At 40.6% G+C, this 17851-nt stretch carries 18 protein-coding genes and 3 pseudogenes; 4 read left to right on the top strand and 17 right to left on the bottom strand.

The genetic code is table 11. The features are described 5' to 3' along the window. Positions 1–448, top strand: a pseudogene (locus EKM71_RS10715) (IS30-like element ISLpl1 family transposase); the annotation flags it as partial. Between the two features lie 120 nt (positions 449–568). Further along, positions 569–784, top strand: coding sequence for a CsbD family protein (locus EKM71_RS10710; RefSeq protein ID WP_003680381.1), 216 nt, complete (start codon positions 569–571; stop codon positions 782–784). Positions 785–1245: 461 nt separating this feature from the next. Here EKM71_RS10710 and EKM71_RS10705 read toward each other — a convergent pair whose 3' ends face one another. Together EKM71_RS10705 and EKM71_RS10695 are read right to left on the bottom strand one after the other, a co-directional pair. Next, positions 1246–1821 carry a hypothetical protein gene (locus EKM71_RS10705; RefSeq protein ID WP_035457754.1) on the bottom strand — a complete coding sequence of 192 codons (576 nt, stop codon included), beginning with the start codon at positions 1819–1821 and terminating at the stop codon, positions 1246–1248. 239 nt (positions 1822–2060) lie between these two features. After that, positions 2061–3130 (bottom strand): IS3 family transposase gene (locus EKM71_RS10695; RefSeq protein ID WP_112278733.1). Its coding sequence is split into 2 segments (ribosomal slippage): positions 2061–2902 and positions 2902–3130, totalling 1071 coding nucleotides; the frame shifts between segments, so codons are not numbered across the junction. A gap of 125 nt (positions 3131–3255) precedes the next feature. Here EKM71_RS10695 and EKM71_RS10690 point away from each other — a divergent pair. Next, positions 3256–4308 carry an ABC transporter permease gene (locus tag EKM71_RS10690; protein WP_046811107.1) on the top strand — a complete coding sequence of 351 codons (1053 nt, stop codon included), beginning with the start codon at positions 3256–3258 and terminating at the stop codon, positions 4306–4308. Positions 4309–4312: 4 nt separating this feature from the next. Continuing rightward, the gene (locus EKM71_RS10685; RefSeq protein ID WP_046811108.1) at positions 4313–4993 is read left to right on the top strand and encodes an ABC transporter ATP-binding protein; all 681 of its coding nucleotides are present in this window, start codon (positions 4313–4315) and stop codon (positions 4991–4993) included. Positions 4994–5568: 575 nt separating this feature from the next. On the opposite strand, the gene EKM71_RS10680 is transcribed toward EKM71_RS10685, so the two are convergent. The 15 genes and pseudogenes from EKM71_RS10680 to EKM71_RS11315 all read right to left on the bottom strand — a co-directional run. Then, positions 5569–5871 carry a type II toxin-antitoxin system YafQ family toxin gene (locus EKM71_RS10680; RefSeq protein ID WP_005917927.1) on the bottom strand — a complete coding sequence of 101 codons (303 nt, stop codon included), beginning with the start codon at positions 5869–5871 and terminating at the stop codon, positions 5569–5571. Then, positions 5861–6139 carry a plasmid mobilization protein gene (locus EKM71_RS10675; RefSeq protein WP_003625288.1) on the bottom strand — a complete coding sequence of 93 codons (279 nt, stop codon included), beginning with the start codon at positions 6137–6139 and terminating at the stop codon, positions 5861–5863. Before EKM71_RS10675 ends, EKM71_RS10680 begins: the two co-directional genes overlap by 11 nt. Positions 6140–6301: 162 nt before the next feature. Then, positions 6302–7093: an IS3 family transposase gene (locus tag EKM71_RS10670; protein WP_263853572.1), complete on the bottom strand. Its 792-nt coding sequence runs from the start codon at positions 7091–7093 to the stop codon at positions 6302–6304. Between the two features lie 17 nt (positions 7094–7110). Further along, positions 7111–7362, bottom strand: a complete 252-nt coding sequence (locus EKM71_RS11245; protein WP_002816285.1) for an IS3 family transposase — start codon at positions 7360–7362, stop codon at positions 7111–7113. 186 nt (positions 7363–7548) lie between these two features. Then, the gene (gene sufB, locus EKM71_RS10660; RefSeq protein ID WP_404819441.1) at positions 7549–8892 is read right to left on the bottom strand and encodes a Fe-S cluster assembly protein SufB; all 1344 of its coding nucleotides are present in this window, start codon (positions 8890–8892) and stop codon (positions 7549–7551) included. 37 nt (positions 8893–8929) lie between these two features. Beyond that, entirely contained in the window at positions 8930–9388 is a 459-nt protein-coding gene (gene sufU / locus EKM71_RS10655) for a Fe-S cluster assembly sulfur transfer protein SufU (RefSeq protein ID WP_020090229.1), read from the bottom strand. Then, on the bottom strand, positions 9385–10560 hold the full coding sequence (locus EKM71_RS10650; RefSeq protein WP_125574568.1) for an aminotransferase class V-fold PLP-dependent enzyme: 1176 nt from the start codon (positions 10558–10560) through the stop codon (positions 9385–9387). Before EKM71_RS10650 ends, sufU begins: the two co-directional genes overlap by 4 nt. Then, positions 10550–11692 carry a SufD family Fe-S cluster assembly protein gene (locus EKM71_RS10645; RefSeq protein ID WP_125574567.1) on the bottom strand — a complete coding sequence of 381 codons (1143 nt, stop codon included), beginning with the start codon at positions 11690–11692 and terminating at the stop codon, positions 10550–10552. The genes EKM71_RS10650 and EKM71_RS10645 overlap by 11 nt, the downstream gene beginning before the upstream one ends. Positions 11693–11712: 20 nt before the next feature. After that, complete coding sequence (sufC, locus tag EKM71_RS10640) at positions 11713–12447, bottom strand: Fe-S cluster assembly ATPase SufC (protein WP_020090226.1); 735 nt, start codon at positions 12445–12447, stop codon at positions 11713–11715. A 16-nt stretch (positions 12448–12463) separates the two neighbouring features. Then, positions 12464–13051, bottom strand: coding sequence for an anaerobic ribonucleoside-triphosphate reductase activating protein (gene nrdG / locus EKM71_RS10635; protein WP_020090225.1), 588 nt, complete (start codon positions 13049–13051; stop codon positions 12464–12466). Further along, positions 13038–15215 carry an anaerobic ribonucleoside-triphosphate reductase gene (gene nrdD, locus EKM71_RS10630; protein WP_020090224.1) on the bottom strand — a complete coding sequence of 726 codons (2178 nt, stop codon included), beginning with the start codon at positions 15213–15215 and terminating at the stop codon, positions 13038–13040. The genes nrdG and nrdD overlap by 14 nt, the downstream gene beginning before the upstream one ends. Before the next feature lie 510 nt (positions 15216–15725). Further along, on the bottom strand, positions 15726–16604 hold the full coding sequence (locus EKM71_RS10625) for an IS3 family transposase (RefSeq protein WP_263853571.1): 879 nt from the start codon (positions 16602–16604) through the stop codon (positions 15726–15728). Between the two features lie 17 nt (positions 16605–16621). Further along, positions 16622–16873, bottom strand: coding sequence for an IS3 family transposase (locus tag EKM71_RS11240; protein WP_002816285.1), 252 nt, complete (start codon positions 16871–16873; stop codon positions 16622–16624). An 80-nt stretch (positions 16874–16953) separates the two neighbouring features. Continuing rightward, positions 16954–17742 (bottom strand): annotated as a pseudogene (locus EKM71_RS10615) (DNA topoisomerase); the annotation flags it as partial. Between the two features lie 4 nt (positions 17743–17746). Then, a pseudogene (locus EKM71_RS11315) lies at positions 17747–17851 on the bottom strand (nicking enzyme TraA protein); the annotation flags it as partial.

Below are 17851 nucleotides of genomic sequence, written 5' to 3'. Positions count from 1 at the left end.
AGTCGTTGGTCCTCGTGGGCATAGTAAGGCAGTTTTATTAACTTTAATCGATCGCAAATCACGGTTCCTTTGGGCATGCCGGTTAAAAGATCGGACGACAGCGACTGTTAATGAAGCACTAACTAAGTTCCTAACCACTTTTAATGGTCCGGTGCACAGCTTTACTGTGGACCGTGGCACTGAGTTTAGTGGGCTAGTATCACTTGAATCACAATATGGTATTAAGACCTATTACTGCCATGCTTATACGCCAGCTGAACGTGGTAGTAATGAACGCTTTAATCGGAATTTACGTTATTTTTATCCTAAAGGGACTCGTTTTGAGCACATTAGTGCTCAAGATTTAACGACGACGTTACTCCAAATTAACCAGCGACCGCTTAAAATACTCGACTGGCAAACACCGTATCAGGTTATGCTGACAAATTTGTCCAAAAATTCGGATTAAATTTGCAATCTACCTTATAAGTGTCATTCACACTATCTCTTGTAGGATCTCCTTATTAGACAAGCAAATTAAAATGTGGAATAATACTGTTGTAACAAATACATTATGGGAGGTTATATTATGAGTCTAGATGACAAAATTGATAGCACCAAAGATAAGGTAAGTGGAAAAGCTAAAGAAGTTGAAGGCAAGGTTACGAACGACAAGGCCCGCGAAGCTGAAGGTAAGGGTCAAGGTATTCTAGGTAAGGCTAAAGATAAACTGTCAGATGCCAAAGATGCTGTTAAAGATACGGTTGATAACGTAAAGGAAAAGTTAGATAAAGACGATAAATAAATTATCATTTTTAAGAAGACCAAAATCTGGTCTTCTTTTATTTTTTCACGCTTGTTACCCTGTTTTTTCTCCACACTGTAATACGCGGCTTATGTGGTCGCTGCGGCTTTTTACGTTACCACCGTCCATCTTTAAGCTGATGTTCTAAGTCACCCAAGCAACGTGTCTCTGTGCGACTGACAAGGCCAAATCTGCTATTTACCATCTGGCCCATGCCGGCCACCTCCAAATTTTGGGCAAAATAAAAACGCCACGCTATTTAGCACGACGTCTATTATCCTTACACCATCTTATCGAGCCGAGCACCCGCCTGTGCCCACTCCGGAAACTCATACCCGTATTTACTATGAATTAATCATGATATCGCCACCTCCTGACCATATGCAAAAAAAACAGTGATTAGCTGAACTTTTCGATAAATCTATTAAAAGTTTCCGTAGTCCCATTTGCAATTAGTACAACTAAAGCTTCATAGCTAATTTATCAAATTCTTGTATATCAATACCCGTTGCTCCAATTAAATCAAGAATAATCTCCTTTGCTAAGTCTTTACTATAGGAATTTAATTGTTCTGTGAAATCTGGCTCTTCACTTTCATACAGGCCATTGAGCAGTGGAATAATGTAACTATAGATATACACTATTAGTGGATATTCTTTTAATTCCACCAAAACGGTATCAGTTATCCCATCGCTAACCATTTTAGATTTTCTCGTATCAACAACAATTTGATTATGAACATCAACTTTAAAATATACCTTGTTACCACGCTCAGTTAACTCCATTCCGACACTTCTCAATGGAAACTGTCGGGCGATATGCATCTTTAAGACTGATAAATCAGTAATATTAGGTGAGCGACCAATTATCATATCTTGCAAATCATCTCGTTGAATTGTTCCCGAGAACGCATTCATTGCTGGCAATCCAATATCAGAATTAATTTGCCTGTTGTTTCGATCATATTTCCAAAACATCCAAGCAAAAAAGTTATCTTCAAGATAATCAGTACATTCAACATTGTCGTTGCCAATCAATTGAAGGATTTGGTCAACTCTAGTTTTGTCACTAGTGAATATAGCAACATATACTGCATCATCTACCTTTTACCAAGCAATTGATGAAATGCTAGCTAACGCTAGTCCTAGTGATAAATTGTCTAAACGCTTGCAAGCAATCTTTGCCCAAGCATCTATTTCTCGGCGTGATATGTTGGGTGCAATGATTGGCGCCGGTATGAATATTGCTCCTATGTCAATAAATGGCACATCTTTTTCTAAACACTCGTTCTAATTCTGTCGGAATTAAACCAACTGATGTAATTTGAGGTTCGGATTACCAAGTCCTCAAAATTGGAAAAAGTTGTTTGAAAGGCAAACTCTCTCTTCAACAATGAGTGAAAAGCTTCAATTGGCCCATTATCATAAGGATAACCTTGTTTTGAGTATGAGTGGCTAATCTGATGCCGTTCAAGTAAAGTTTCAACTTCGTTGCTGGTGTACTGTGAACCCATGTCAGAGTGAAAATATTGTGGCTTTTGATGACATTCAAGCGCCTGATTAATCGTTTCTACAACTAACGTCGCCTCCATCTGACGACCAATCTTGAAAGCAAGAACTTGATGAACCTTTGGTTCGTAAATAGAACTGAGATAAACCCAGGTTCCTGGACGTAATTCCAAATAAGTAATGTCAGCACGCCATATCCTTGCATTGGGCTGGTGCTTGATTAAATTGGGGCGTTGTGAATGATCCACATGAGTGCCAGGTTTTTTAAATCGCCGATTCATTAAAGAGTGAATCTCCATTTCCCTCATTAATCGTAAAATTCGTTTTGACCCAACACAGATGCCTGACTTGCGAAGCACCATCGTTATTCGTGGATAACCATAGGCACGATAATTATTTTCCCAAATCAATTCAATTTTTTCTTTGAGCTGATTATCAACACGTTCGTGTTGACTAGGTTGATATCTTTTCCAATGGTAATAGGTGCTGCGCGGTAATTTCAGTGCCGAAAGAATAATTGATAAGCGGTGTCGCAATAACTGATCTTCTATGAAGACAAGGCAATTAATTCGTCCTAATGCTTTCCCAGTAACACCGCCGCAGCTTTTAAAATTTCAAGTTCCTCCTTTAATCGCTGATTTTCCCTTTGAAGTTGTTTGAATTCTTTGGACGTTACTTCAGTACCGTCTTCTAGCTCAACTGATTTAGCGCCTTTAACCCAATTCCGAATTGAATCGGCTGAAGGACCGTATTCCTTGGATAATTCATCGGATCGTCGTCCCGCTTTAACCATCTCCACAATGGACTTTTTTAAGTCCTCTTCATAACGTGTAACCATAAATAAAAATGCTCCTATGATGATATTTTACCAAACTAGCAAAACTAGTCCGGAATCTCATCATAAGAGCATGTATACTTGTGTATAGTAAGTTTGCTGAACTGCAACAAATACAGGAGGAACAAATGTTTTTAGCAATTAGAGAGATTAAAAAAGAAAAACTACGGTACGGCTTGATTCTAACAGTCGTCGTCTTAATCAGTTATTTGATTTTCATTTTAAGTGCCCTGGCGCTCGGGCTGGCAACAGCTAACACCGCTGCGGTGGACAGCTGGCAGTCTAAGTCCTTTGTAATGACCAAAGACGCTAATGGCAATGCCGGACAGTCATTACTGACAACGAAACAGGTGGATCAGTTAAGCGACGACAAAACCGCAACACTTGGCATTACACCAGTTAATATGAAAATTGGCGGAAAACGTGAATCCGCACAATTCGTTGGGATGAATAACGACGAGTACATCGCTAAAAACCTACAATTAACCAAGGGGCACTTGCCAAAGGCAGCTAACGAAGTCGTCCTCGCTGACTCAGTTGATAAGGATATTTACGGTATGGGGGATAAAATTTCGATTGGGTTATCTGATACGAAATATAAAATCGTGGGTTATGCGAAAAATGCCACGTATAACACCGCACCTGTTATTTATGGCGCGTTAGCGCAATGGCGTGTCATTAAGGGCGTGTCAGATCAATTCCAAGGTAGCGTAGTTACTTCAAAAACGTCACAATCGGTCGATGATAAAGCATTAAAGACTTATTCATACCAAGCCTTTATCAATAAATTGCCAGGTTATACACCGCAAAAAGCGACGTTTGGTCTCATGATTGGCTTCCTGATTGTCATTTCATTGATTGTGATTACCATCTTCCTCTACATTCTAACGGTTCAAAAATTGCCTAACTTGGCAGTTTTGCGTGCACAAGGCATTCCAAATCGTTTCTTGGCCCAAAATACGTTATTTGAGACGTTCTTTATTATGGCAACTGGTATCGTCGTTGGTGCTGTACTATCGGCATTAACTGAATTTGGGATTCCAGATAGCGTACCAATGGCATTTGATTGGGGATTGATGGGACTCATTGCGGCCGGATTGATGGTAACCGGGTTACTGGGTGCAATCATTCCGATTCGTGTGATTAGTAAGATTGATCCGGTATCAGTAATTGGAGGTTAAAAAGATGCGTGAAGAAAAACTAGCCCTTGAACACGTGACGAAACAATTTGGTCAGAAAACCAATTTAGTTACGGCACTAGAAGACGTCAGTTTAGCGTTTAAAGCTGGTGAGGTGTCGCTTATCATTGGTCCTTCAGGATCTGGTAAAAGTACCTTGCTAACCATTTTAGGCGGGTTACAGACACCAACAGACGGCTCAGTTCGTTTGAATGGTCACGACATCAGTGATTTGAGTACCAAAGAAGCCGAAAAAACACGACTTGAACAAATCGGTTTCGTCTTACAGGCGTACAATCTCGTGCCATATTTAACCGTAGCAGACCAATTCAAACTTGTTGACCAGGTGAAGCCTAACAATAACCTCAGTCAAGATGGATTTGACAAAATTATTGAAACGCTAGGCATTCAAAAATTATTAAACAAATACCCTGGCGAATTGTCTGGCGGTCAACAACAGCGCGTTGCAATTGCCCGTGCGTTGTATACAGACCCGGCGATCATCCTAGCCGATGAACCTACGGCAGCATTAGATACGGCACGTGTCAAAGAAGTTGGCCAACTTTTTGCTAATATTGCGCATGACGAGGAAAAAGCAGTCGTCATCGTCACGCACGATGATCGTCTGCGAGAGTTTTCTGATAATGTCTACAAAATTGTCGACGGAAAACTATCTAATACGGACTGATTAACACACTTGCTCTTATGCTGATATTCCGGACTAGTTTTTCTCGTTTGGTAAAATATCATCATAAGAGCAATAGATTATTTAGTTATGTTTTTGTCGAGCTTGCATTTTTGCTAGTCCGCTTGTAGCAAGGGTTTCAGCCCAATATAATAACTAAAATTTATAAGGTTACTTTTCAAATGTGTTGATTATCCATTGCAGAGAAAAGAACACAATAAAAATGATAAGAATAGGAAGCAGTCTAGCCAGCCAAATATTGATGTTTGGATATTGTGACAGAGTATGATAGAGCCATTGGGCAATTATAAAAGCGCCCAATCCGCTGACGATTTATTTGATGTTTTTATACATGTTATTTCTCCAATATATTCATACTAATATAGTACCTATAATACCATTAAACAAAAAAACAGCCCCTATTATCTATCCACTAGATAACGGGGGCTGTTTTATAGGGGCGATTAAAAGGCACAAATAACCCCTCAAAAACGTTGTTAAAATAGCCCCCAATATCTACATTATAGATATTGGGGGCTATTTTAATTTATTTTTTTATAAGTGCCCCTAAACTATAGCTATTGATTCAAGATTTCATGGGAGCCAGTTGCAACCAATAACAAAATCAATTCATCATGATCTAGCTGATAAATAACAATCCAGTTGTCATAATTTTTACCATAGTTGCCATATCTGGCAGGGTGAAATTCACGATAGCCACGCCAATTTCCTTTTAATGCATGATCTTTAATCTGTTTCAAAACAAGTACATCTTGTTCAACGATTGCTTCTAAACAAGGCTTCAAGACAGTTATTGGGAAATGTTTTTTGACTAGTTTTTTTAATTCACGTTCAAAAGATTTGGTCTGTTTAATTTGCATCTAACTTATCGATCCAATCTTCAAAGTCAGTCAATGAACCAATGTTTTTGACCTGCCCTGTTTCTGCTTCTTTTTTAGCGGCTAAGGCTTCCGGAGAATCTAAAAAGCTGACTAATCGAACTTCATTATTGGCCGCTTTAACTAACGATAAGCGTATATACTCAGAAACGGTTAGCCCTTGTTTTGCTAGATTAGCTTTAGCCCGTTCACTAATGTCAGGTGTTACACGAGTTGAAATTGTCTTGTTTTTAATAATAGTATTACTCATTCTAATCCGCCTCCTTTAAGTTTACCATCGTACTACATTATAATATTCGATTTTTAGGTTTTCTGCAACTAAATTAATTTTAAAGTAAAGGAACTAACAGCTTATGCAACAAGTTGTCTTACCCATCAAAGATTCAAACGTTCTTAGAAGCTGTCTCAGGAATCAGCTTACATCCACATATTCAAAAAGGACGGCAGCGGCAGTTTCATAATTCTCAAAGACCGGCACTGGATAAACACATTCCTTTTTGAGGGAAGCATGAAAAGATTCCATTGGTGCATTATCGTATGGACACCCCTTACGGCTGTAAGAGTGGCGGATATGTAGTTCTGTTAACCGTTGGTTGTAATCATCGCTGGTGTACTGTGATCCTAAGTCTGTGTGGATAATCAGGTCCCCAGTAATGGTTCGATTTTTAACCGCGCTTTCCAGGGTCTTTAAGACTAAATCAGTATCCATCTTTTTTGAGAATGAATAGCCGATAATTCGTCTTGAGTGCAGATCCATGATGGTTGATAAGTAACACCAGCCATTACGCTTCGTTTGAATATAGGTCATATCAGCGGTCCATTTTTGATTTAAACCAGTGGTCGAGAAATCCTGCTTAAGCAAGTTGGGACGCTGTTCAACCTTGGTTTTGGAAGCCGAAGCCGCTTTCCATTTATTGACGGTAACGGAGTGGATATCCAGTTCCTTCATGAGCCGGGAAATCCGTCTTGGGCTGCACCGACGCTGCAGTGGTTGAAGTTCCAGATTCAATTCATGGTGGATCTTCATAACACCGTATCGCTGCTTAAATTCCGCAAAGATCCGCAGAATCCGTTGTTTCAAGTCCGCATCTTCGGCCCGGCGTTTTGAAGGTTTGGGGGATCGATAACGATAATACTGAGCTCTGGAAACACCGAGGATTCGGCACATCTTGGTTACCTGGTGGTGATGGCTTTCTTGGTGAATGTAATCAAAAATATTGGTTACTTCTGCGCAAGGAAGCCCAGGGCTTTTTTTAGGATTTCGTTCTCCTCAGACAGCGAAGCCAGTCGCTTTTCCATCGCTTTAATTTCGTCTGGCGATTTACCGGATTGAGTTTTGGCTTGGCCCTGGATCCACTTATGAACGGTTGAATAGCCAATGCCATATTCTCTGGCCAGTTGGGCGGCTGATTCGCCTTGTTTATATAGGTTGATGATGTTTTGTTTGAATTCTTTGTCGTAACGAGTTGGCATGTAAAAATTCCTTCCTTTTGAGAGACGATTTATTCATTATACGCTCTCTTAAAAGTTGTCTCAGGAATCAGCTTACATCCATCCTGTCTCTATACCATGAAAGTGATTGGAAGTATTCAGTTGAATACTCTGTCCTACATAAATTGGAGTTTTTGTACTAATGTTGATACAACGTGATGATCAAAGTTAGCCAATACTCCCACTCATTTGATATCTAATCAAGCGATTTAATTCAACCGCATACTCCATGGGTAATTGTTTTGTAAAGGGGTCTAGAAATCCCATGACAATTAATTGTGTGGCAGTAGATTCATCAATTCCACGACTTTCTAAATAATAAAGTTGTTCCTCAGAAATCTTGGAGACCCTTGCCTCATGCTCGATCGTCCCATTACTAGTTTCAATATCGTTCACTGGAAAGGTATCACTACCACTTTGATCATCCATTAAAATGGTGTCGCACTCCACGTGAGAATGAGCATTGTCTGCTTGTTGGATGTACTTAATCAGGCCCCGATAGTCAGCCCGACCACCATCATGACAAATAGATTTTGAAACAATGGTACTATGAGTGTCCGGAGCCATATGGATCATTTTGGCCCCAGTATCTTGGTGCATTTGACTTCCAGCAGCTGCAATTGACAACATTGAACCTGAGGCACCGTGGCCGGCTAAGTAAATACTTGGATATTTCATTGTAACTTTAGATCCCAAATTACCGTCAACCCATTCCATCGAACTATTTTCATCGGCCTGCGCACGCTTGGTTTCTAAACTATAAACATTTGTCGACCAATTTTGAATAGTTGTATACCGACAACGGCCGCCTTTCTTCACAAACACCTCAACCACAGCCGCATGGAGGCTATCTTCTGAATAATTTGGCGCAGTGCATCCTTCAACATAGTTGACAGATCCGCCTTCATCAACGATTATCAAAGTCCGTTCGAATTGACCAGTTCTTCCGGCATTAATCCGAAAATAGCTCTGAATTGGGACGTCTGCGTGCACACCCTTGGGCACGTATAAAAATGTTCCACCGGACCAAACCGCTGTGTTAAGTGCGGAAAATTTATTGTCCGATGCCGCTACCAGGGTTCCAAAGTATTGTCTAACCAGATTTGGGTGCTCGCGAAGTGCTGTATCAGTATCCATAAAAATGATTCCTTTTGCTTCAAGATCTTTTTTCAGATTACTATAAACAGCTTCAGATTCGTATTGGGCTGCCGACCCAGCCAAATATTTCCGCTCGGCTTCAGGGACCCCAATTCGCTCAAAAGTTTCCTTGATCGTATCGGGAACATCTTTCCACTTACGGGCAACATAATTGGTGGCACGTTGAAAATATTTGATGTGATCCAAATCAATCTGACTAAGATCTGGACCAAAGTGAGGTAATGGTTTTTCCAAATATATTTTGTAAGCCTTCAATCTGAGTGTCAGCATCCATTTCGGCTCTTTTTTGGCAATCGAAATGTTTTGAATGATCGATTCATTAATCCCGACTCCTGTTGAAAGGATTGGTCTAATTTTATCAACCTCTCCGCGCTCTTGGTTAAGTGCTTTTTTATTTGCTGAAGTTGATTTGTTGGCCACTTCTCTTCCCCCACTCCTCAATTACATCTGACACAGCATGCCATGCAAGGGCCCCACAACGGACCCGAGTTGGAAACTGTTTCAGTTTGCCAAATACGACACTGTCACCTAAATCGCCTGTCGTAATATGTTGCCCTAGCAATAATTTTTGAAATTCTTGAATCAATTGTGTTGCTTCGGCAACTGTCTTGTCAATTAATGTATCCGTCATAATACTGGCAGATGCTTGGCTAATAGCACACCCATCTCCAACGAAATTAAGTTCGTTAAAACAATCAGTATCAATTGAAACAAATACTGTGATTGTATCACCGCAATCCGGATTACGGCATGTTCTCACAAAGTCAGGACAAGCCAACTTCCCGTAGTGATGGGGATAATTGGCATGGTCAATAATGATTCGTTGATATAATTGTCGTATATCACTCATTTAAAAATCTCCCTTGCCTTTTGAATACCGACAACTAACTGATCAATTTCTTTTATAGTATTTTGAAAACTAACACTTGCCCGAACAACACTTTCTGTTCTCAAAAAATCCATGAGTGGATGTGCACAATGATGTCCCGCTCTGACGGCAACACCCACACTATCCAAAATTGTTGCAATGTCGTGGGCATGAATGCCTTCAACGTTGAAGCTGACCACAGCTTTATGATCATCTGCACTTGGTGATCCGTAAATAGTGACAAATTTAAGACCGTTTAATTCCGACATTAATCGTTCAACCAGAAGGTGATCAGTTCCCATAATGCTTGGATAACCGATACCATTAATATAATCAATTGCAGCACCAAGGCCAAGCACCCCGGCAATATTTGGAGTTCCTGCTTCAAACTTAAGTGGTGCCGGTTGAAACGTTGCTGATCGGCTAGTTACTTGATCAATCATCTCACCGCCAAACCGAACCGGGTTCATCTCCTCCAACAATTCTGACTTTCCATATAAGACACCCACTCCGGTGGGTCCAAACATTTTATGACCGGAGAATGCAACAAAGTCCACATTCATTTTTTGAACATCAATTGGCATATGGGCAACTGCTTGGGCTGCATCAACCACTAGTACTGCTCCAATCTCGTGCGCTTTTTGAGCAATGGGTCTCATATCCGTATACGTTCCAAGAACGTTGGATACCATAGCTAGAGAAACAACCTTGGTATGTCGATTGATCATCTTTGTTAGCTGTTTTTGATCCAAATGGCCTTTGCCGTCCACTTTAACTATTCGTAAGCGACCACCTGATTTCGCGGCCACCTGCTGCCAGGGGACTAAATTCGAGTGATGTTCTAGCACACTCACAATCATCTCGTCGTCCGGTTGAAGATGAGATAGAGCATAACCAAATGCAACCATATTTAAACTATCCGTTGTGCCACTGGTAAACACAATCTGGTTTTTGTCGTCAGCATTGATAAATTTTGCTACTTTTTGACGTACACCCTCATATTGTTGAGTAACCACATTGGCAAGTTTATACATTCCTCGATGAACATTGACCTTTTCACAATGATAATAGTGATCAATCACGTCAACAACGTACTGCGGAACTGGCGTTGTTGACGCATTATCTAAATATGCTAAATGATTATCAATTGTCATTAAAACTTTCACCCGATCCCATTTCAATAGCAGCTGTTATAATTTTTTGGATACGCTTATCGAATTCTTGCATTACAGGTGAAATAAAGTCATATACTAAAATTTTTCTCGCCTGCATAATCGGAATTCCGCGACTCAGTAAATAGTAAAGCTCGTCTAAATCATATTGGCCAACACTGGCAGCATGCCCAGCATTAACATCATTTTCATCAATCAACAATACTGGATTCACGGTACCATGAGTCGTTTCTCCGACTGTCATCAATCGGCTTTCCTGTTGGGCATCAGAACCAGATGCCCCCTTGACAATGTTTCCAATGCTTGTGAAGTTCACTTTTGATTTACCAAACAGAACACCTCGCATATTAATCCGGCTTTTAGTGTGAGGTGCATAATGATTAACACTTGCCTGAAGCCCGCAATGATCAGAAACAGTCCCGGTCTTCAAAACGTTTAGCCTACCAAAACTACCTTGGCCATTGAGATTAATCGCAACATCTCCTAATAAACCACCATGAATGCCAGGTGTCAGTGACCAAACAGTCTGACAATCTCGAGCAGCGTCCAAATTTCCAAATAAAACGAGGTTTAAATTTGAATGATTCAAGATAGTGGTCGTCAATTTTAATTGACTGTTATCATTCTGACTTCCAATCATTATCAAACTAGCATTACTGGCTTGACCAGCAATTATAACCTGTTGGTTAATTGTTATACGACTATTAGTCCCCAAGTTCAGTAAAAGTGAATAGTTCGAGGAAAGTTGATTGAAAACATCAATGTTCAAGTTAAGTGGCTTCTGGATAATTGTATTTTCCGGAATAATCACTTCCAAACCACTAATTTGCTGAGAGAAATGTTGAATGACATAGTGATTTTTTTTGTGAGTATGGATAAAATTTAAAATTTCCTGTGTTTGGTGGGATTGGATTGTGCAAGCATCGATACGGCTTATTTGGCCGCCCTTCGCTTTAATCTCAGCGATTGCATTCTGATTTGCGTGCCATTTCCAATCACAGGTATTTTGATCACTATGAAAGTCAAAGTCTTCCGGTGTATAATGAATACCTAAATATTTTGGAAAATGTGGATGTTGAAATTCAGCGGTTTTGAGTACTTTTTTGATTGACACCAGTTTTTTACTCCCTCACCTTATATCAGCTTTTCATAACCGGTATTTTCAAGGTCCATTGCTAACTTCGGACCACCAGTTTTAACAATTCGACCATTCATCATAATGTGGACAACGTCGGGAACAACGTAATTTAACAATCGTTGATAGTGAGTAACCATCAAACAACTAAACTTCCGATCACGCATCGAATTAATTCCTTTAGCAACCACCTTGAGAGCATCGATGTCAAGCCCCGAATCAATTTCATCCAAAATAGCCAGTGTTGGTTTCAACATCATAAGCTGAAGAATCTCGTTACGTTTTTTCTCACCGCCGGAAAAGTCTTTATTGAGGCCACGGTCAGTGTATGCTGGATCAATATTAAGAATCTCCATATTCTGATGTAATTGATCTAGAAACTGTAATACCGGTACATTCTGGTTACCAGTACGTGCATTCATTGCTGAGTGGATAAAGTCTGCATTGGTAATCCCCGCTACTTCAACAGGGTATTGCATAGCCAAAAAGATCCCCGCACGAGCGCGTTCATCAATTTTCATCTTTGCAATATTCCGACCATCCATCAAAATTTTTCCGTCGGTAATCTTGTACCGGGGGTTGCCCATAATCGTTTCTGACAGAGTGGACTTTCCAGTTCCATTGGGACCCATCAGCGCATGAATTTCACCATCGTGAATATTCAGGTTAACGTCATCTAGAATCATTTTATCTTGAACTGCCACAGATAAATGTCTAATTACTAATTCAGCCACTTATATTTCCTCCAAATCATCTTATGAGTTTGTCCCATATAATTACTTTATTTGCAGCCAAAGATTTAGGAACATCGATAATCCGCTGATTGGAACTCCCCCTAAACTGAAGGGTCAGATCTTTTTGGGTTTCAAGAAAACGCCCATCCACCAAAATGTCGATCAACCTAAGCAGTTCAAGTTTGTCATATGATTCTTGCATCAATTCATCCCATGTATAACCCGTCCATGACCAGATGTCCTTAGTCTGACCAAATTCTTGTCGAACCCTGCGACATAATTTTAAACAAACCTGCGTATTTAAAAATGGTTCGCCCCCAAGCAAAGTCAATCCCTGGACATAGATTTCAGACATATCTGCAATGATCTGATCCTCTAGTTTTTTAGAATAAGGTTTACCATAATGAAAATTTTGAGCAGCCTTGTTATAACACCCTGGACAATTGAAAAGGCAACCAGAAACATAGAGACTGCAGCGAACGCCTTCACCGTCCACCATATTAAAAGGCTTGTAACTTGCCACATAGTGCTGACTGCGCTCAGAAGCTAACCACTGTTTTGGCAGTGGATTATTCGGTTCCCGAACCTGATTATTTCTTGTCATTTGACATTTCTCCCAGTCTCATATTCTTAACCCGTGAAGCAATTTCCTTATGACGACCATGAACCATAGGCCGAATCATGGGATTCCCCAGGTAACCACAGGTTCGCTTAACCACGTCACAGGTTTGGGGATCCCGATTACCACAATTGGGACACTCAAAGCCTTTGGCTGTTGGTTTAAAATCTCCGTCGAAGCCACACTTAAAGCAGTGGTCAATTGATGCATTGGTTCCCAAATACCCCACATGGTTATATGCCCAATCCCACACCGCTTCAAGAGCAGCCGGATTTTGTTTTAGGTTTGGGTATTCACAATAGTGAATAAACCCACCGGAAGCGTATTTAGGATATGCTTCTTCAAACGCTAATTTTTCAAATGGCGTCGGATTCTTGCGCACATCATAATGAAAACTATTGGTATAATAGTCCTTCGATGTAATATCAGGAATCCGGCCGAATCTTTTAATGTCGTCTTCACAAAAAGTATCCGTTAACGACTCAGCGGGTGTCGAATAGACACTGAAATGATAGCCATATTGTTTTTCCCACTTTGCACAATAGTCGTGGAGATATTTTACAATTAAAACTGTGAAGTCGTGTGCCTCACGATTATGTTCCCATCGTGGGCCATAAAATTCCGTACCAACTTCGTAGAGGCCAATATAGCCTAAAGAAATTGTTGACCGATTGTTCTTGAACAACTCGTCGACTGAGTCCGTTTTCTTCAAACGTTTTCCAAATGCACCATTTTCGTATAAAATGGGTGCATTTTCGGGCTTTGCCTGCTTACATCGGTTCAATCGACTCATTAATGCCCGTTTCGCCAGGTGAATCCGATCATCCATAATTTCCCAGAAAACAGCCTTATCGCCTTTAGACTCAATGGCAATTCTCGGTAGGTTGATTGTGATCACCCCTAAATTCATCCGACCACTGTTAACCTCTTTTCCATTCTCATCTTTCCATCCCTGCAAGAAGCTACGACACCCCATTGGACATTTAAAGTTGCCAGTTATTTCGACGATTTTGTCATACATCAAAATGTCAGGGTACATCCTCTTAGTTGCACACTCGACGGCCAGCTCCTTAACATCATAATTTGGATCTGTTTTCTTCAAGTTTAATCCACGTTTAAGTGTAAAAATTAATTTGGGAAAAATAGCTGTTCGGTGTTGTTTACCCAACCCTTTAATTCGAACGTTCAGGATTGCCTTCTGAATTTCTTTTTCAATCCAAGAAGTTCCCAGCCCAAAACCGACTGTCGTAAACGGTGTTTGCCCGTTAGAAGAAAACAGCGTGTTGACTTCATATTCGAGCCCCTGCATAGCATCATAAATGTCTTTTTTTGTTTTTTCCTTTGCAAAAGCGATCCGTTTATCGGGTGTCACCCAATCTTTAGCCTCCGCAAGATGCTTTCGGTAGTTAAGAGCTGCATATGGGGCCAATACTTCATCAGTGCGATCAGATGAACAGCCACCATACTGACTTGAAGCCACATTCGCAATAATCTGTGACATCTGGGCGGTTGCTGTCTGAATCGACTTAGGAGGTTCAACATCAGCATTTCCAATCTTGAACCCATTTGCAAGCATGTTTTTAAAGTCAATCAAACAACAATTTGTCATTGATGTTAACGGAGAATAGTCCAAATCATGATAATGAATATCTCCACGTAGATGTGCTTTGGCAACAGTTTGAGGCATCATTGTCAGTCCAAGTGATTTGCCGACCATCCCAGCGGTTAAATCTCGGCGAGTACTAAAAATCTTACTATCTTTATTAGCATTTTCGTGAACAACGGTCTCTTTTCCGTTAAAGAGTTGCCCCAGCTTTTTCTGGGGATTAATAGCTTCCAACCAATTCTTAACGTCAGCAGCGCGATATTCATCATATTGATTGGCAAGCTTGGCCTCTCCAATCGAGATAAGCGTACCTGTAAACCATTTGCGAATTTCGAGAGAGGAAATGGTTTTGGGGGATTGGGTAACTCGTGAAAAGATACGGGCACGTACCTGGTCCTTAATATCATCCCTATTCGTTAATGCATCAAGAACTAGGGTAATTTTATAAGCATAAAACGGCACTATTTCACCATCGCTTTTCTTAACCCTTTTCTCCTTAAGTGCTCTCCATTTAATTGTTTGAACTGATTTTATATAATCCATTTGATTGATCCTTCCTGTATTTTCTTAAATGATTAGATTACCAATGTTTAGTAATTGGATCACCATATGTAAGCCAAAATGTTATAACTTAAGCATGGGTAATCGGTTGTCATGAAACGCTACGTTCCACGGATTATATTCCATATGGAAAAATCTTGATCTCCAGGTAAAACAAGACCAGATATCTTTAGTACTTAATTATTAGTTGCTGTAGTTTTCCATGAATTGCTGCTTATTGCTTATTTATGCCAGCTCCGATTAATATACTACCAATAAATTCTAACCGGGCTTCAGGAAAAAGTAAACTCCAATATGCACAATATGTAGTAGCACTATCATGAACATGTTCTATATATTGGTAGATTGTAAAATTAATCCGAACGCTGTTTGGATTGAAGTCAATATTTGAGACAGATTTTAAGAGACATTCAGAACCGCGTTTACCTTCCACAGCTCAAATAAATCATTAATCGCGATTAATAACTTATTTGAACCCTGGAAAGCATTAAATCAGGCGGCCATTTGGCTCGTAAGTGTTGCAATTTCAACTTGTAAGGGGGTCTGGTAGCCCAGTGAACTATGAATTCTCTTCCTATTGTAGAAAGCATGCACATATTCAAAAAGGACGGCAGCGGCAGTTTCATAATTCTCAAAGACCGGCACTGGATAAACACACTCCTTTTTGAGGGAAGCATGAAAAGATTCCATTGGCGCATTATCGTATGGACACCCCTTACGGCTGTAAGAGTGGCGGATATGTAGTTCTGTTAACCGTTGGTTGTAATCATCGCTGGTGTACTGTGATCCTAAGTCTGTGTGGATAATCAGGTCCCCAGTAATGGTTCGATTTTTAACCGCGCTTTCCAGGGTCTTTAAGACTAAATCAGTATCCATCTTTTTTGAGAATGAATAGCCGATAATTCGTCTTGAGTGCAGATCCATGATGGTTGATAAGTAACACCAGCCATTACGCTTCGTTTGAATATAGGTCATATCAGCGGTCCATTTTTGATTTAAACCAGTGGTCGAGAAATCCTGCTTAAGCAAGTTGGGACACTGTTCAACCTTGGTTTTGGAAGCCGAAGCCGCTTTCCACTTATTGACGGTAACGGAGTGGATATCCAGTTCCTTCATGAGCCGGGAAATCCGTCTTGGGCTGCACCGAAGCTGCAGTGGTTGAAGTTCCAGATTCAATTCATGGTGGATCTTCATAACACCGTATCGCTGCTTGAATTCCGCAAAGATCCGCAGAATCCGTTGTTTTAAGTCCTCATCTTCGGCCCGGCGTTTTGAAGGCTTGGGGGATCGATAACGATAATACTGAGCTCTGGAAACACCGAGGATTCGGCACATCTTAGTTACCTGGTGGTGATGGCTTTCTTGGTGAATGTAATCAAAAATATTGGTTACTTCTGCGCAAGGAAGCCCAGGGCTTTTTTTAGGATTTCGTTCTCCTCAGACAGGGAAGCCAGCCGCTTTTCCATCGCTTTAATTTCGTCTGGCGATTTACCGGATTGAGTTTTGGCTTGGCCCTGGATCCACTTATGAACGGTTGAATAGCCAATGCCATATTCTCTGGCCAGTTGGGCGGCTGATTCGCCTTGCTTATATAGGTTGATGATGTTTTGTTTGAATTCTTTGTCGTAACGAGTTGGCATGTAAAAATTCCTTCCTTTTGAGAGACGATTTATTCATTATACGCTCTCTTAAAAGTTGTCTCAGGAATCAGCTTACATCCAAAATTGACGTCGCCAACTTGGGTGATAATGGTGGTCTCTTCATATTCGTAAGGATCAGCAAACATCGCTAACGTCGTTCTTAAAACCAAGTCATAGACTTGCTGCTGTATTTTAGGTAAGCTGGCTAATTTCTCTTTAGTCGGGACGACTTTAGTCATGATAATGGCGTAGTGTTCTTCAACCTTTTTTCCATTAACATAGCGCTTATTTGGGGTGGTATTGGTTAAAGCGACTTGCTTAGAGACTAAACCCAGATACTTCGTCAGATTAGCCACTAAGTACTCAAATTCTTCATCAGTGATATAAGCACAATCGGTGCGGGGATAACTCAACAACTTGGCTTCATATAAACTTTGAATGGCTGCTAAGGTTTGGCTGGCGCTGGCGTGATAACGTTTATTCATGGCACTTTGCAGACTGGATAGTGAGAATAGTTGGGGACTAGCACGCTTTTTGCCTTGTTTTTGGACGTCCTTGATTAAACCGTCCTGCAAGCCTTTCTGAACGTGTTTAGCTCGCATGAATGTCATTAGCCCTGTTTCGTCTTTAAATCGCTGATAGGGGTCTAATTTTGCGACAAATTTTTGCTGATTAGCTAAGATTTCCGCATTTAGTTCAAAATAGGGTTCCGGCTTAAAGTTTTTGATTGCCTGGTCTCTTTGATAGACCATATACAAAGTTGGCGTCTGCACTCGACCAATTGAGTACACCCCACGTACCCCTTTTTGTCTTAATAGCAAGGTGTATAAAGGGCTGCCATTCATTCCAATTAACCAATCGCTAATTTTGTGATTACAAGTGCATGCCCCCATCTTCATGTCGGTTTCGAGTTTGGTGTTGCCGTTGCTTTTTCGTCATTTCCCACTCAGTCTCCTTTAAACCTTGCGCCTGTTTTTG

This window comes from Levilactobacillus huananensis (genome assembly GCF_003946145.1).
GTDB lineage: Bacteria > Bacillota > Bacilli > Lactobacillales > Lactobacillaceae > Levilactobacillus > Levilactobacillus huananensis.
The sequence above is the reverse complement of the archived record's forward strand: the minus strand, read 5'-3'. Positions and strand labels throughout refer to the sequence as shown.

Bases quoted from the DNA above. Each gene is read 5' to 3' on its own strand.
- nrdG (WP_020090225.1), bottom strand. From the start codon at position 13,051: ATGACAAGAAATAATCAGGTTCGGGAACCGAATAATCCACTGCCAAAA.
- sufU (WP_020090229.1), bottom strand. From the start codon at position 9,388: ATGAGTGATATACGACAATTATATCAACGAATCATTATTGACCATGCC.
- nrdD (WP_020090224.1), bottom strand. From the start codon at position 15,215: ATGGATTATATAAAATCAGTTCAAACAATTAAATGGAGAGCACTTAAG.
- EKM71_RS10690 (WP_046811107.1), top strand. From the start codon at position 3,256: ATGTTTTTAGCAATTAGAGAGATTAAAAAAGAAAAACTACGGTACGGC.
- EKM71_RS10685 (WP_046811108.1), top strand. From the start codon at position 4,313: ATGCGTGAAGAAAAACTAGCCCTTGAACACGTGACGAAACAATTTGGT.
- EKM71_RS10675 (WP_003625288.1), bottom strand. From the start codon at position 6,139: ATGAGTAATACTATTATTAAAAACAAGACAATTTCAACTCGTGTAACA.
- EKM71_RS10680 (WP_005917927.1), bottom strand. From the start codon at position 5,871: ATGCAAATTAAACAGACCAAATCTTTTGAACGTGAATTAAAAAAACTA.
- EKM71_RS10710 (WP_003680381.1), top strand. From the start codon at position 569: ATGAGTCTAGATGACAAAATTGATAGCACCAAAGATAAGGTAAGTGGA.
- EKM71_RS10650 (WP_125574568.1), bottom strand. From the start codon at position 10,560: ATGACAATTGATAATCATTTAGCATATTTAGATAATGCGTCAACAACG.
- EKM71_RS11240 (WP_002816285.1), bottom strand. From the start codon at position 16,873: ATGCCAACTCGTTACGACAAAGAATTCAAACAAAACATCATCAACCTA.
- EKM71_RS11245 (WP_002816285.1), bottom strand. From the start codon at position 7,362: ATGCCAACTCGTTACGACAAAGAATTCAAACAAAACATCATCAACCTA.